At 75.4% G+C, this 13716-nt stretch carries 14 protein-coding genes; 5 read left to right on the top strand and 9 right to left on the bottom strand.

Going from position 1 to position 13716, the window contains the following annotated elements:
• Position 1 precedes the first annotated feature (1 nt).
• A complete protein-coding gene (locus PGB27_RS08770; protein WP_274199984.1) occupies positions 2 to 241 on the top strand; it encodes a hypothetical protein in 240 nt (79 codons plus the stop codon).
• Positions 242 to 300: 59 nt separating this feature from the next.
• Here the strand turns inward: PGB27_RS08770 and PGB27_RS08765 are convergent, their stop codons facing one another.
• The 5 genes from PGB27_RS08765 to PGB27_RS08745 form a co-directional block, all read right to left on the bottom strand.
• Positions 301 to 1242, bottom strand: coding sequence for a universal stress protein (locus PGB27_RS08765; protein ID WP_274199983.1), 942 nt, complete (start codon positions 1240 to 1242; stop codon positions 301 to 303).
• Positions 1239 to 1394: a hypothetical protein gene (locus tag PGB27_RS08760; RefSeq protein ID WP_274199982.1), complete on the bottom strand. Its 156-nt coding sequence runs from the start codon at positions 1392 to 1394 to the stop codon at positions 1239 to 1241. The genes PGB27_RS08765 and PGB27_RS08760 overlap by 4 nt, the downstream gene beginning before the upstream one ends.
• A gap of 215 nt (positions 1395 to 1609) precedes the next feature.
• Positions 1610 to 2122 (bottom strand): universal stress protein, encoded by a 513-nt coding sequence (locus PGB27_RS08755; RefSeq protein WP_274199981.1) that lies wholly within the window; start codon positions 2120 to 2122, stop codon positions 1610 to 1612.
• 10 nt (positions 2123 to 2132) lie between these two features.
• Positions 2133 to 3455 (bottom strand): phosphoribosyltransferase family protein, encoded by a 1323-nt coding sequence (locus tag PGB27_RS08750; protein WP_274199980.1) that lies wholly within the window; start codon positions 3453 to 3455, stop codon positions 2133 to 2135.
• 171 nt (positions 3456 to 3626) lie between these two features.
• Positions 3627 to 4097: a GyrI-like domain-containing protein gene (locus PGB27_RS08745; protein WP_274199979.1), complete on the bottom strand. Its 471-nt coding sequence runs from the start codon at positions 4095 to 4097 to the stop codon at positions 3627 to 3629.
• Positions 4098 to 4291: 194 nt separating this feature from the next.
• Here PGB27_RS08745 and PGB27_RS08740 point away from each other — a divergent pair, with 194 nt between their 5' ends.
• Complete coding sequence (locus PGB27_RS08740; RefSeq protein WP_274199978.1) at positions 4292 to 4969, top strand: hypothetical protein; 678 nt, start codon at positions 4292 to 4294, stop codon at positions 4967 to 4969.
• 341 nt (positions 4970 to 5310) lie between these two features.
• On the opposite strand, the gene PGB27_RS08735 is transcribed toward PGB27_RS08740, so the two are convergent.
• Positions 5311 to 6033 (bottom strand): DUF998 domain-containing protein, encoded by a 723-nt coding sequence (locus tag PGB27_RS08735; protein ID WP_274199977.1) that lies wholly within the window; start codon positions 6031 to 6033, stop codon positions 5311 to 5313.
• A 753-nt stretch (positions 6034 to 6786) separates the two neighbouring features.
• On the opposite strand from PGB27_RS08735, the gene PGB27_RS08730 reads away from it, so the two are divergent.
• Positions 6787 to 7713, top strand: a complete 927-nt coding sequence (locus PGB27_RS08730) for a nitroreductase family deazaflavin-dependent oxidoreductase (RefSeq protein ID WP_274199976.1) — start codon at positions 6787 to 6789, stop codon at positions 7711 to 7713.
• 24 nt (positions 7714 to 7737) lie between these two features.
• On the opposite strand, the gene PGB27_RS08725 is transcribed toward PGB27_RS08730, so the two are convergent.
• A complete protein-coding gene (locus PGB27_RS08725; protein ID WP_274200133.1) occupies positions 7738 to 9294 on the bottom strand; it encodes an acetolactate synthase large subunit in 1557 nt (518 codons plus the stop codon).
• Between the two features lie 192 nt (positions 9295 to 9486).
• Between PGB27_RS08725 and PGB27_RS08720 the strand changes: the two genes are divergently transcribed.
• Positions 9487 to 10929: a phospholipase D-like domain-containing protein gene (locus tag PGB27_RS08720; RefSeq protein WP_274199975.1), complete on the top strand. Its 1443-nt coding sequence runs from the start codon at positions 9487 to 9489 to the stop codon at positions 10927 to 10929.
• A gap of 51 nt (positions 10930 to 10980) precedes the next feature.
• On the opposite strand, the gene PGB27_RS08715 is transcribed toward PGB27_RS08720, so the two are convergent.
• A complete protein-coding gene (locus tag PGB27_RS08715; protein WP_274199974.1) occupies positions 10981 to 11868 on the bottom strand; it encodes a sterol desaturase family protein in 888 nt (295 codons plus the stop codon).
• A gap of 68 nt (positions 11869 to 11936) precedes the next feature.
• Between PGB27_RS08715 and PGB27_RS08710 the strand changes: the two genes are divergently transcribed.
• Entirely contained in the window at positions 11937 to 12605 is a 669-nt protein-coding gene (locus PGB27_RS08710; RefSeq protein ID WP_274199973.1) for a TetR/AcrR family transcriptional regulator, read from the top strand.
• Positions 12606 to 12763: 158 nt separating this feature from the next.
• On the opposite strand, the gene PGB27_RS08705 is transcribed toward PGB27_RS08710, so the two are convergent.
• On the bottom strand, positions 12764 to 13498 hold the full coding sequence (locus PGB27_RS08705) for a TetR/AcrR family transcriptional regulator (RefSeq protein ID WP_274199972.1): 735 nt from the start codon (positions 13496 to 13498) through the stop codon (positions 12764 to 12766).
• Between the last annotated feature and the right edge of the window lie 218 nt (positions 13499 to 13716).

Here is a 13716-nt window from a genome sequence, read left to right as displayed (position 1 = left end):
CGTGGGCAGCACCCGGTGGAACGACCTCGATCCCCGACTCCAGCGAGCCATCGTCTTCGGCGCCGGACTCGAGTTCGGCCTGAAGATCGCGGCACTGATCGACCTCGCGTCACGACCCCGTGAGGAGGTCCGGGGAGAGAAGGCGGCGTGGGCCGCCGCCATCACCCTGGTCAACGCCGCCGGCCTCGTGCCGATCGTCTACTTCCTCCGCGGGCGGGTCGGGCGCACCCGACCGTCGTGATCCCTCGGCCGATCGTCAGGGTCGCCGGCCGGGCCGGGTCCGCGTCGTCGGACGCCCGGTCACGTCCTCGCCGCGACGGTGGCCCCCCGCGTGCCCGCGAGCGGGTGGTGGGGACTCCCCGGCGGCGGCACGACCGCGACCGGGCACGGGGCCCGGTGCACCATCCGCCGGCTGACGGACCCGAGGACGAGCCCGGCGAAGCCGCCCCGTCCGCGGGTGCCGACCACGAGCAGCCGCGCGCCCTGAGCCTGCTCGAGCAGGACCCGCGAGGGATGGGACCGCTCGAGGACGGTGGACACGGCGACGTCGGGGTGCTCGGCGGAGCGCCCGGCGAGCTGCTCGGCCAGGACCCGGTGCTCGTCGACCGAGATCGCCCCCCAGTCGAGCAGGGGTTCCAGCTCGGGGCCCAGGAGCGTGTCCCACCAGGTGTGCACGGCGACGAGCGGGCACCCGGCGGCGTCAGCGGCCTCCACCGCGAAGTCGATCGCCGCGTCGCTGGCCGGGGACCCGTCGACCCCGACGACCACCGGTGCCTCCGCGTCCGTCCCCTCGTTCCCGCGCACCACGACGACCGGCCCCGCGGCGTGGGCGACCACCGTCGAGCCGACCGATCCGGTGAACGGTTCGCCGAGGCCGCCCTCTCCCCCTGCACCCACCACGAGGAGCCCGTCGCCGGCCCGGTCGAGCAGCACCGGCGCCGCCGGGCCGTGGACGAGCTCCTCGGTGACCGAGAGCTCCGGAGCGACCTCGCCGGCTGCCGCGACCGCGCGCTCCGCGGCGTGCTCGGCGCGGTCGAGGAGGTCCTGCTGGAGGCGACGCCACATCTGCGGATCGGCGATCACCGCCGGATCGACATCGTCGTGGGCCAGCACGATCCGCAGGCCGCGGCCGCGCCGGGCCGCTTCACGGGCGGCCCACCGCACCGCGCGCAGGGACGGCTCCGAACCGTCGACACCGACCACGACCGATCCCGGGGAGCGGCCGGACCCACCCGCGCTCACGCCGCCACCGCCGGCTGCGCGACGAGGAGACCGACGTGGGCACCCGTGACGCCGTCGTCGAGCAGCCGCTCGACGGGCAGACCGAGGCCGTCGACCCTCCCGATCCTGACTCCCGCGTGGTCCTCGCCATGACCGGCCCGTTCCGTGTCCATCACACGCCTCTCTGCCGATGAGCCATCGCCCATCCCGTCGGCAACGGTTCGCCGGGAGCCCGGACGGCGCCCGGGCCGTCCGGGCAGGAGGAGCAGGCCGGTGGTCGCGAGCTACCCACGGGACGGGTGAGGTCCGGGCCGACCCGCGCCCGGGAGACAGCGCCCCCGCCCGAGCGGACCAACCGCGGGCGTCGGGCACCCCCCGTCCCGACCGGTCACCGCTTCCCGCGCACCACGGTCACCGGGCAGGTCGCCCGGAAGAGGCACCCCACAGCGACCGATCCCAGCAGCAGGCCGGCGACCGGTCCGCGACCCCTGTGCCCGACCACCAGCTCGTCCGCACCCTGCGCCGCCTCGCTCAGCACGTCGACCGGGTCCCCCGGCAGCGCCAGCACCTCGACATCCCTCGGGAGCTGCGTCCCGTCCCGCAGTGCGGCGAGCGCCTCGTCGGTCATCCGCCGCGCCGTCGCCAGGTCCTCGCAGGCGGGGACGGGCCGACTGGGTGCCGGTGCGACCTCCGCCGGTCCCAGTCCGCGAGCGCGCATCCACTCCGGTGGCTGGTAGGCCGTGACGACGCGCAGGCGGGCGCCCCGCGCCGCCGCCGAGCGCGAGGCGTGGCCGAGGGCCCGGCACGAGGCGTCGGACCCGTCGACCCCGACCACGACCACGCCCGTGACGAGGCCGGAGCGGGGATCGGGTCCGGGCGCCGTGCGATCTGTCGAGTCCATCCCGGGGGTGTCAGGTCCGCGCCAGCCGGACAGGGGCGAGATGGTCGACGAACCACGTGCGAGCGAGCGCGGCGGCCAGTTCGAGCGTGCCGGGCTCCTCGAACAGGTGGGTGGCACCCGGCACGATCTCCAGGCGGTTCTCGCACCGCAGGCGGGCCTGGGCGCGCCGGTTGAGCTCGATCACCGGTCTGTCGTGCTCGCCCACGATCAGCAGCGTCGGTGCGCGCACCTCCCCCAGACGCGGACCGGCGAGATCCGGTCGTCCCCCGCGCGAGACGACCGCCGCGACGTCCACCTGGGACGCCGCGTACAGAGCCGCGGCCGCACCGGTGCTCGCGCCGAAGTAGCCGACGGGCAGCTGGGCGCACTCGGGTCGGTGCGCCACCCACTCGGTCACCCCGACGAGCCGGCGACCCAGGAGATCGATGTCGAAGACGTGGCCGCGGCTGGTCTCCTCCTGGGGCGTGAGCAGGTCGACCAGCAGCGTCGCCAACCCGGCCCGCTGCAGGACCCCGGCCACGTACCGGTTGCGCGGGCTGTGACGGCTGCTGCCACTGCCGTGGGCGAAGACGATCACTCCGGCGGCCCCGTCCGGGAGGACGAGCCGGCCCTCGAGCTGGACCGCCCCCACCGGGATGCGGACCTCTGAGGTGTGCGGGGGCGGGTCACCGTGGGCCGGCGCCGACGGCGTCGGTTCCTCGTGCACCGCCCGCCGCAGCAGGTCCGCGACCTCCTCGTCGGCGACCTGGCTGAAGTCGCCGTAGGACTGGCCCACCCCGAGGAACCGGTGCGGGAGCTCCAGGCACACCAGCTCGTCGACCTCCTCACGCAACCGCGCCGCGGCGTCGGGAGCACAGACCGGTGCGGCGAGCACGACGCGCACCGCGCCCTGGGCCCGGGCGACCTGGCACGCGGCACGAGCCGTCGCCCCGGTCGCGATGCCGTCGTCGACGAGCAGGGCGGTGCGCCCGGACAGCGGGAGCCGGGCGCGGTCGCGACGGAATCGTCGGGCACGGCGCTCGACCTCACCCCGGCCCCGGCGCTCGATCTCGGCCAGTTCCGCCTCGCTGACGTGCGCCCAGTGGAAGATGCGCTCGTTGAGCACCAGCACGTCGCCCTCACCGACCGCCCCCAGGGCGAGCTCGGGCTGGAACGGCACCCCCAGCTTGCGCACGACGATCACGTCCAGCGGCGCGCCGAGCACTCGGGCGACCTCGGCGGCCACCGGGACGCCACCGCGTGGCAGGCCGAGCACGACCACGTCCTCGGTGCGCAGGTGCTGCAGAGCGCCGGCCAGCTGTCGCCCGGCGTCGACACGATCGATGAACCCCATGTCCTGCCTCCCCGACCACGGCGATGGCTCACCCGCGACCCTCGCCCTCGCGCCGGATCGCGGCACGGTCGCGGGACCCGGCGGGGCGGGACCAAGGCCCCGGCGCCTCCGTGCCGCTCGGCTGCACCACGGTGCCGGGGTCGCGTACGCCTGACGGGGCTGCCCGCCCGCTCACCGCGAGGGCACCAACGGGCGGAAGACGACGGTGCGGGCCTCGGCCGGCGGCGTCTCGGGACCGCTCCAGTACTCCTCCCACATCGGGCCCGTGTCGTCGACGCGGCGCCCACGAGCGGTGGCCCCTCGGCCGAGTGCCTCGTAGGCCTTGTCCAGCTCGTCGTACGGCCCGACGTGCGTGGTGGTCGCGACCTCGACCTCCGGGAGCCGGAACGGCTCGACCCCCTCGCCCGGCTCGACGTCGCTCTCGACGACGAAGCCGGAGGTGACGGAGAAGGCGTCCTCGTCCGCCTCGAAGACGGAGACGGCCGGACCGGTGATGGGCACCCCGGTGCGGGCGAGGTGGACGGCGACCTTCCGGAAGGCCTCGCCGGCCTTCGCCGCGATGTCCGCCGCCCGGGCCTCGTAGCGGACGGCGGCCAGCCGGCGTCCGGTCTCGTGGGTGATGGTGATGTCGTCGTGGCCCATGGGTCGTCCTTCCTGCCGCTGGGGTTCGGGACGCAACCGGGAACGGGCCGCCCGCGCCAGGGACCGAAGTCCCGTGACGACGTTCAGCGACCACCAGGACACGGTGGCGGCGGGCAGCACGGTCCTCCCTTCAGCTCCCGCTTCGAGGCCGTTCGCCCCTGACGGGGCCGGCGATCGCGGCCGACGCTGGCCAGGTGGGCCTGGTGCGCAAGGTGATGCTGGCCGCGGCGTCAGCGGGTGCGATCGATCGGTGGGTCCGTCCTGCCCTCATGCGGTGGGGTGCGACCGACGCCGAGGTCAACGACGCCTTCCCCGGCGGCGACCTCGTCCCCGGCGGAACCCGGTCCCCGACGATGGCGGTCACCATCGAGGCGCCGCCCCACCAGGTCTGGCCGTGGCTCGTGCAGATGGGGTGGGACCGCGGAGGCTGGTACTCCTGGGACCACCTCGACAACGCCGGCCGCCCGAGCGCGACGGAAGTCCATCCCGAGTGGCAGGACCTCGCCGTCGGTGACCAGCTCCGGTACTGGGCGCTGGGCCACGTCGTCGACGCCTACCGGGTCGCCGTGCTCGACCCTCCGCACTTCCTGTGCCTGTACGGGTGCACCGACCTGCGGGGACGCTGGCTCGAGCCCGACGACCGGCGTCCCGAGGCCTACATGGAGGGCACCTGGGGATTCCGGCTCGACGAGACACCGCACGGGCACACCCGGCTCGTGATCAGCGGTCACCAGGTGTTCCGTCCCCGCTGGATCGAGCGATTCCTCGTCCCGTGGCTGTTCGTCCTGCTCGTGTGGCCCATGCAGGCCCGGATGACCGTCATCCTCAAACGCACCATCGAGAGCGCGGGGACGTCGGCGCCACCTCCGTGAACGCGCTCGCCCCCGCACTCGAGCGCGCCCGGGCTGGTCCACCCGCACACGGCAGCCGTCCCGCGGATCGCACCTCGTCGGTCGAAGTCCCACACCACGAGGACGAGCTCGGGCTCCACACCAGTGTCGTAACGTCCCCGGGCCTGCGTGCCCCACTCGAGGGTGGCGGCGGGGCGGCCGTTCTCGGTCAGGACCGGCACGCCCGGCTGTACAGGTCACCGTCGACGAACCCGGCGAACACGCGCTCGCGAGGGCAGCCGACCTCCATGCTCGCGGCGTGGCCGGTGCCGCTGACGACCTTTCCGGCGCCGGACCGGTCACCGGTGGCACGCAACCTCAGGTCATCGTGCGTCGCTCCCGGTCGAGGCGACTCGCCGAGTGCCGGCGAGCAGGACGACGGCGAGGACGACCAGCCACAGCAACCAGGCCCCGATGCTGACCCGCTCCGACAGGCCCATCCACGGCGTCGGCGCCCCGGCCGCCAGCTGCGGGGCCTGCGTCCCGGTCAGGGCGCCGAAGACGAGGACGACGAGCGCCGAGACCACCGAGTACACCCGGAACCCGGTCGAGAACGGCACCGCCGCCGCCGCGATCATCCCGACGATCAGCAGGACGGTGACCCCCGTCAGCACGATGTGCCCGAGATCGTTGGACGGCATCGCGCCCGCGGCGACCAGCAGGGCGCGCGAGGTCATCGGGAACGCGAGGGCGACAAGCCCGACGAGCCCGCACGCCACGATGAGGCCGCCGGCGACCAGCAGGGAGCGCCGGCCCGCTGCGGAGCGCCACACACCGACGCCGAACGCGACCATCAGGGCGGTCCCCGCCGGGAGCAGCACGGCGAGCTCGAGGGTCCGGACCGGCGACCCGATGGCGGACAGCTCGCTGATGTTCTGCGCGAGCCGGTCGTAGCCGGGGAACCGGCCCGCGGCGAGCACGTCGTTGCCCACGACGTAGAGCAGGGCGTAGGCGATCCCGCAGGAGAGCAGGACGCGGGTGAGCGCCTGGCTGCCGGTGCCCGGACGGGACCGCTCGACCGGGCTCGGTTGCTCGAGTGTCGACATGGCGCACGCCCTCCCGCTGCGTCCCGACGTCGGTGCGTTCCGCAGCGTGGGCCGGACGCGCAGCGCCGGGCAGAGGCCGGGAGGACCGGGCCCGCAGGTCCCTCGGCACGGGGACGCGGCCGCCGCCGGGGTCGTGCGCCAGGACGTTCGCCCCTGCCTCCTGTCCTGTCGTCCGGCCTCGGGCGGCTCGGACGGCTCGGGCGGCTCGTCGCCGACGGTCACGTCGTCCTCGCGGCGCGCGTGGGACCGGGCGCCGGCCCGGCGCACCCACGGGGGCGGCCAGGCCGACGCCCGGCAACCCGGAGCCGCGGGTGACCATGCGTGCAGACACCGTTCGAGCGGGTCTCGGCGCCACGCGCCGCCGGCCGGCGCGTGCACGCAGACCCACGGCGTACGACCTCCGCGGTCGTGACCTCCGCGTGGGTGCCCGTGCTCCGGGTGGGCCCGCCGACCGAGGGGGGCGGCGTTTCTCCTCCACACCGACCGTGGCTCCGCGGCGGGCCCGACCCCGACGATGCGGTGACCCCCCGTCCCGGGACAGGACCGAACGTCCCGGATCCCCGTCCCCTGCAGACCTGGTCGGGCACCGCGGTGCGCCCGTCTCCGGGGGACCACGTCGAGGTCGGCCGCGGGCAAGGGCCGTTCGGGGACCGCGGGGTGCGGGCGGTCGGGCGCCCGGGAACGGGACCTTCGGCGGCTGTCCACGCATCCGGACCCGCCCACGCTGGGTGGCCACCGACCGAGGAGACCGCCGTGACGACCGTGCAGGACACCGTGCCGCAGCCCGTCACCACCGGTGACGAGATGGCGGACCTGATGCGTTTCCACCGCGACACCACCTGGACCGGCACCATCGCCGAAGGGGGCGCGGGGCCCGGGACCCCGGCCATGACGGCCACCGGCGCCGCGACCCACCACCGGATCCAGGACGGCCGGTGGGTCGTCGGCGACCACCGTCAGGAGCAGTACCTGCTCGACGGCACCCACGTCGAGAGCCGGCAGCTCCACTGGGTCGCGGGATGGGATCCCGCACGTCACGAGTACCGCGCCGTGCTGGCCGACTGCCACGGCCACGCCGAGGTGATGTCCGGCCACATCGACGGTGACCGGCTCGTGTTCGAGTCCACCGGCGACCCCACGGTCCGGACCCGGCTCACGTGGGAGCTGCAGGGCCCGGACGAGCTCGTCCGGCGCAAGGAGACGAGCGTCGACGGCGGCCCGTGGTCGGTCGTGGAGGAGTACCGCTGCACGACCGCGCCCGGAGCCGGCGGGCACTCGCGCTCGAACGAGGCCGTCCGGACGTTCAACAAGTACGTCCTCAACCCGCTGATGCTGCGCCTGGCCGGGCGACGGCACTGGTACGCGGCGCGGATCGAGCACGTCGGGCGCCGTTCCGGACGCGCGTACGCCACCCCCGTCGCCGCGCGACCCGTGCCCGACGGTTTCGCCCTCCCCCTGCCGTACGGCCGCGACACCGACTGGTGCCTCAACCTCCTCGCCGCCGGGGGCGGAGCCGTCACCTTCGACGGCCGGCGCCGGACCGTCACCGCGCCGCGCGTCGTGCCCGCGGCCCAGGTCACGGAGAGCTTCAGCCCCTCCTGGCAGCGGATGCTCGCCGGCGTCCCCGAGTTCCTGCTGGTGACCGCCGACCCGCCCGACCGCGGCGACACCGACGCCTGACGCGCAGGCTCGACGCCGCAATCCCTACCCGAGCGCGGGGACGATCGCCTCGATGAGGTGCGGGCCCGGCTCGCCGTGGGCCCACCGCAGGGCGTCGAGCAGGTCCTCGGTCGTCTCCACCCGTCGTGCCGGGACGCCGTAGCCGGTCGCGAGCGACACGAAGTCCGGCGTCGGGTCGGTGAGGGTCAGCATCCGCCCGGCGCGCCCGGAGTGGGCCGCCTCCCCGGCGCCGGTCCGCGCCAGCTCCACGCGCAGGATCGCGTAGGCCGCGTTGTTGATCAGCACGGTGGTGACGTCGAGCTGCTCGCGGGCCTGGGTCCACAGCGCCTGCAGCGTGTAGAGGGCGCTCCCGTCGGCCTGCACCGCGACGACCGGCCGCTCGGGGGCGGCGACGGCCGCGCCCACCGCCGCGGGCGGCCCCTGACCGATCGCGCCGCCGGTGAGCGCCAGCTGGGTGTGCGGGGCGGCGGTCTGCAGGGCCGGGGCGAGCACGGCCGCGGCGGTCAGCGACTCGTCGACCACGATCGCGTCCTCGGGCAGCGTCGCCGCGACCGCCGCGCACAGCGAGCGCACGTCCAGCGGCCCGGGCGCGGGCTCCGGGGTGTCCCGCGGCGCCGGCTCGGCGACCGCGTCCGGCGCCACCTCGGCGGCCAGCGCCTCCAGGGCGGCGGCCGCGTCGGACGCCGCGTCCGCGAGCCCGACCACGGCGGCGCCGTCGGGCACCAGGTCGCCGGGGACCCCGGGGTAGCCGAAGAAGGACACCGGGGAGCGCGCGCCCGCCAGCACCAGCGACGACGCCCCGTCGAGCTGCTCGAGCGCCTGCTCGGCGAAGTAGGCGAGCTTGTCGACGCGGGGGCGTCCGGCGCCGGTGTCCCAGCGCCGCGGGAACGTCTCGACGAGCAGGCGGGCACCGGTGGCGGCGGCGACGCGGCCCGCGGCGTCCATCGCGCGGGCGGTCAGCGCGGGGCCGCCCAGCAGGATCACCGCGCCGGCCTCGCGCACCGCCTTCGCGGCGGCCGCCACGCGGGAGGGCGCCGGCGGGAACGGCGCCGCGACCGGCAGCGCGGGCGCCAGGGCGCCGCCCTCGGACCACGACACGTCGGCCGGCAGGACCAGCGTCGCGACCTGGCCGCCGCGCTCGGCGGTCGCCGCCACGGCGCGCACCGCGTCGTCGGCGACGTCGCGCACGTCGCCGCAGGTGTGCACCCAGCCCGAGACCGTCCGGGCCAGCGCGGTGATGTCGGACTCGAGCGGGGCGTCGTGCCGGACGTGGTCGGTGGCGTGCGCGCCGACGACGCAGAGCAGCGGGGTGCCGGCCCGCCGCGCGTTGTGCAGGTTCGCCATGCCGTTGCCGAGCCCCGGCCCCAGGTGCAGCAGCACCGCGGCGGGCCGTCCGGTGATCCGGGCGTGGGCGTCGGCCGCGCCGGTGGCGACGCCCTCGAACAGGGTCAGCACGCCCCGCATCTCCGGGACGTCGTCCAGGGCCTGCACGAAGTGCATCTCGGACGTGCCGGGGTTCATGAAGCAGACGTCGACACCCGCCCCGACCAGCGAGCCGACCAGGGCCTCGGCGCCCCTCACGCGGCGCGCCGGTCGCGGGTGGTGGACGGGGAGCACCACGAGATCGTCATGGGTCCACCTCACACGGTCCGGGGCCGGTGGCGGAAGTGGGGGCGGCGGCTCCTGCCGGCCCGCGGGCGACCGGGTCCGGCGGCCCGGTCGGGTGGCTGTCAGGCTGGCGCCGCCCGTCGGCGACGAAGCGAGGTCTCGATCATGCCCACCGTTCCGGCCACGGACGCGCTCGGCTCGCCGGGCGCGCGGTGGGACCAGGCGCTGGCACGGGCCGGGCACGCGCCGCGCCGTCCCGGTAACCGCCTCACCCTGCTCCGCGACGGGGCGGCGACCTTCGACCAGTGGCTCGCGCGGATCGCCGGGGCGCGCCGCTGGGTGCACTTCGAGAACTACTTCTTCATGGCCGACGAGATCGGCCGGCGGTTCGCCGACGCCCTGTCGGAGAAGGCGCGCGCGGGCGTGCCGGTGCGCGTGATCTACGACCCGGTCGGGTCGTCGAGCGTGCCGCGGCGCTACTGGGACGACATGCGGCGTGCGGGCGTGGAGGTCCGCGCCGCGAACCCGCCGTCGCTGCTCACCCCCCTGGCCGGGCTGTGCCGGGACCACCGCAAGATCGTCGGCGTGGACGGGGTGTACGCCTCCACCGGCGGGGTGTGCATCTCCGAGGCGTGGGTGCAGCACGCCGAGAACGGTCTGGTCTACCGCGACACGGCGGTCGGCATCGAGGGCCCGGCCGTCGCCGACCTCGAACTCGCCTTCGCGCGGATGTGGGCCACCGTCGGCCCGCCGCTGCCCCCGGGCGAACGCCTCGACGAGACCCCCGGCGACGTCGCCCCCGCCGACGGTCACCCGGGCAGCGCGGAGGCCCGCGTGGCGCTCCAGGCGCCCGGACGGCTGCGCGCGCTGCGGATCATGGAGCTCGCGATCCTCGCCGCCCGGGACCGACTCTGGATCTCCGATCCCTACTTCCTGTCCACACCGCGGCTGAGCCGCGCGCTCCTCGAGGCCGCGGCCGACGGCGTCGACGTGCGCGTGGTGGTGCCCGCCACGAACGACCACCCCTCGATCGGCGCGCTCGAGCGCGCCGGCTACGGGCGCGCCCTCGACGCCGGCGTGCGCATCTTCGAGTACCTCGGACCGATGATGCACGCCAAGACCACCGTGATCGACGGCCACTGGGCGCGCATCGGCTCGACCAACCTCACCGCCGCCAACTTCGTCACCAGCTGGGACCTCGACCTGCTCGTCGACGACCGCCCCTTCGCCGAGGAGCTGGAGGCCCTCTTCGAGCACGACTTCGCGCACTCCCGCGCGATCGAGCCCGGCGGCACCCACCGGCCTCGCGACGGGAAGCCCTGGGGAGCCCGCAGCGCCGGGCGGCGGTCACCGTTGCGGCGCGCACCCGGCGTCCCGGCCTCGTTCTCGCGGCTCGGCGGCGAGCTCCTGCGCGTGGCCCGGGAGCCCTCCCGGCCCCGCCGCCGGACCGCCACGGCCGCGGCGGGCGCCACCACGATCCTCGCCTCCCTGCTCGCCGCCCGGTTCCCGCGCCTGCTCGCCTGGCCGCTCGCCGCGGTCGGGACCGCCCTCGGGGCCTCCCGGCTGCGGCGGGCCGTGGACGACCGACCGACCGACGAGGGCGGCTGACGCCGACCGCCGGTGGGCAGTTCGCCGGGCCGTCCGCCGCCCGGCTCGAGGTCAGCGCCGCGGCAGGCTCGGCTCCGGGGCCGGGCCACCCGACGGCTGCCAGCCGGGCGGGCCCAGGACGTAGCCGAGCCGGTCGCGCCAGCGGCGTGCCGCCCGGACGTCCCGGGCGATGTCGCCGTAGTGCCCGTACTGCAGCCGCAGCAGGTCGTAGGTCTCCACGGGCGTGGTCAGCCCGTACGACGGTCGCCGCTCCTCGGCGGCGAAGGTGCCGAACAAGCGGTCCCAGACGATGAGGATGCCGCCGTAGTTGCGGTCGAGGTACTCCGGGTCGCGGCCGTGGTGCACGCGGTGGTGCGACGGCGTGTTGAACACGTACTCGACGGGCCGCGGGAGCTTGTCGACGAGCTCGGTGTGGACGAAGAACTGGAAGACGAGGTTGACGCCGAACGCGGCGTACAGCGTCCACGGGGCGAAGCCGAGGAGCGGCAGCGGCAGCCAGAAGAAGAACTCGAACCAGGGGTTCCACTTCTGACGCAGGGCGGTGCCGAAGTTCATGAACTCGCTGGAGTGGTGCGCCTGGTGGCCGGCCCAGGCGATCCGGACGCGGTGGCTGAAGCGGTGGTGCCCGTAGTAGCCGAGGTCGACCCCGAGCACGACCAGCACCCAGTACCACCACGTGTCGGTGGGCAGGTGGAACGGGGCGAGGTGGAGGTACACGACGCTGAACGCCAGGAAGGTGACGACCTTGAACAGCGTCAGGAACACCAGCGACACGACGCCCATGGAGATCGACGTCCGCGCGTCGCGCAGGGCGTAGCCCGTGACCGAATCGTCGTGGTCGAGCCACCGCAGCGCCGCGAGCTCGATGAGGATCGCCAGGACGAAGAACGGGACCGCGTACGTGACCGGGTTCTGCATGGGGTCGAGCAATGCGTCCATCAGCCCTCCTGTGATATGACCTCAGGGTAAGTTACCTCAGGGTCATATCTGCGCGATAGGGTCGGACCGTGGCTCCGCGACCGAACGCCGGGACGAAGGGCGTCCCGCGCGCCGATCGGGAGCAGGAGATCGTGCGGGTCGCGTCGGTGGCCTTCGGCACCGACGGCTTCGCCGCCACCGGCGTCGCCGACGTCGCGCACGCCGCGGGAATCTCCAAGGCGCTGGTGTACAGCTACTTCGGCTCGAAGGAGGGCCTCCACGCCGCGTGCCTCGCCGAGGCCGGCGGCCTGCTCGCCGCGGAGATCGAGCGGGTCGCGCGCGACGGGAGCGCCGGCGTCGAGCGGGGGGTGCGCACCCTCGCGGCGATGTTCGCCGTGCTCGACGACCGCCGCCACGTCTGGCGTCTCCTGCGCGACCGCACGGCCCCGGCGGACGGACCCGCGGCCGAGGTCGTCGCGCAGTACACCGCCCGCATCGAGGCCCTCGCCCGGGACGGCGTCCTCGAGCTGCTCGGCGACGCCGGGACCACCGACGAGCTCGACGTGTCCGCGATGGTCCGGACGTGGCTCGGCATCGTCGACTCGCTCATGGACTGGTGGGTGGCCCACCCCGACCAGGGCGCCGAGGAGATGACGCAGCGGGTGGCCCGGCTGATCGCGGCGCTGGTGTCCGACCAAACCCGTCGCCGCGGCCCCGCCCCCGGCGACGCGACACCGGCGCCGACCCCGCAGCGCTGAGCAGGGCGTCGCGGCGGAGACCTCGAACGACCCGCGCGGAGGGCCGGCCCCGGACTTCGTCCCGGGGGGAAGGAACCGCGTCCGGGACCGGCACCACCATGGTGGCACTCCGCCGCGCGTCGCGCTCCCGGGTCGACGACGTCGACGGCTCGCGGGCGTCAGTGCGACGTGCCCACCGCGTGGATCTCGAGGTCGTCGACGTCCCGGGGACCCACCCCGACCGGAGGCCGCCGGTGCCGCCAGGGCCGCGCCGCCCATCGCTGCGCCCAGGCCGGCGTGGAGATCAGCGGGAGGAACCCGGCCCAGAAGTCGTTCACCAGGTCCCACAGCGGCGTGTCACCGCACCAGCCGTCGGACATCGTCGCCCGGCCCGCGAAGCCCGCGACGACCTCGCCGGCGACCCACACGGGGTCGGCCTCGTCCCGGAGCAGGCCGGCCTCCTGCGCCTCGACGAGCAGCTCCTCGGCCTGGCCCCGCCACCAGGCACTGACCTCGCTCAGGGTCGGCGAGGCGACGACGCGGTCACGCAGCACGCGCCCCGCACCGCGCACGATCGGGTCGTCGAGCCGCACGATCACGGCGTCGGTCAGGAGGACCAGCGCCTCGAGGGGGTCACCGGCGACCCGACGGACCGCGGGCAGGACCCGGTCCCACGACTCGCTCATCGCCGCGACGAGCGCCTCCGCGACGGCGTGCTTGGACGAGAAGTGGAAGTAGAGCGCGCCCTTGGTCGGGGCGCCGTTGCCCACCAGCTCCGCCAGCGCCGTGCCGTGGAAGCCCTGGACCGCGAAGCGCTCGCCCGCCGCCGCGAGCAGCGCACGCCTCGTGGCCCGGGACCGCGCCTGCTGCGGGGCCCGTGTCGCGTCCGTCGCCGACATCGCGTCGTTCGCCACGGCACCTCCGTCCCGCCCGGTCGACCTGCGCCACCGACCCCACAGCCTGCCGGTCGGCATCCACCCCCACCAGGGGGAGCCCACCGGACGGTGTCCCGTCGGCCGGTCAGCTCAATTCCTGGCCGACGAGCGCGTCAGGTGGCCATCGAGCGGATCGAGCCCTTCCCTCAGAACCGTACCGCTGGGTACGGTTCTGGCGCGGGCCTGGTGTGTCGGGG

This window comes from Actinomycetospora lemnae (genome assembly GCF_028737315.1).
Classification (GTDB): Bacteria; Actinomycetota; Actinomycetes; order Mycobacteriales; family Pseudonocardiaceae; genus Actinomycetospora; species Actinomycetospora lemnae.
This window is presented reverse-complemented; position numbering and strand designations above follow the sequence as displayed.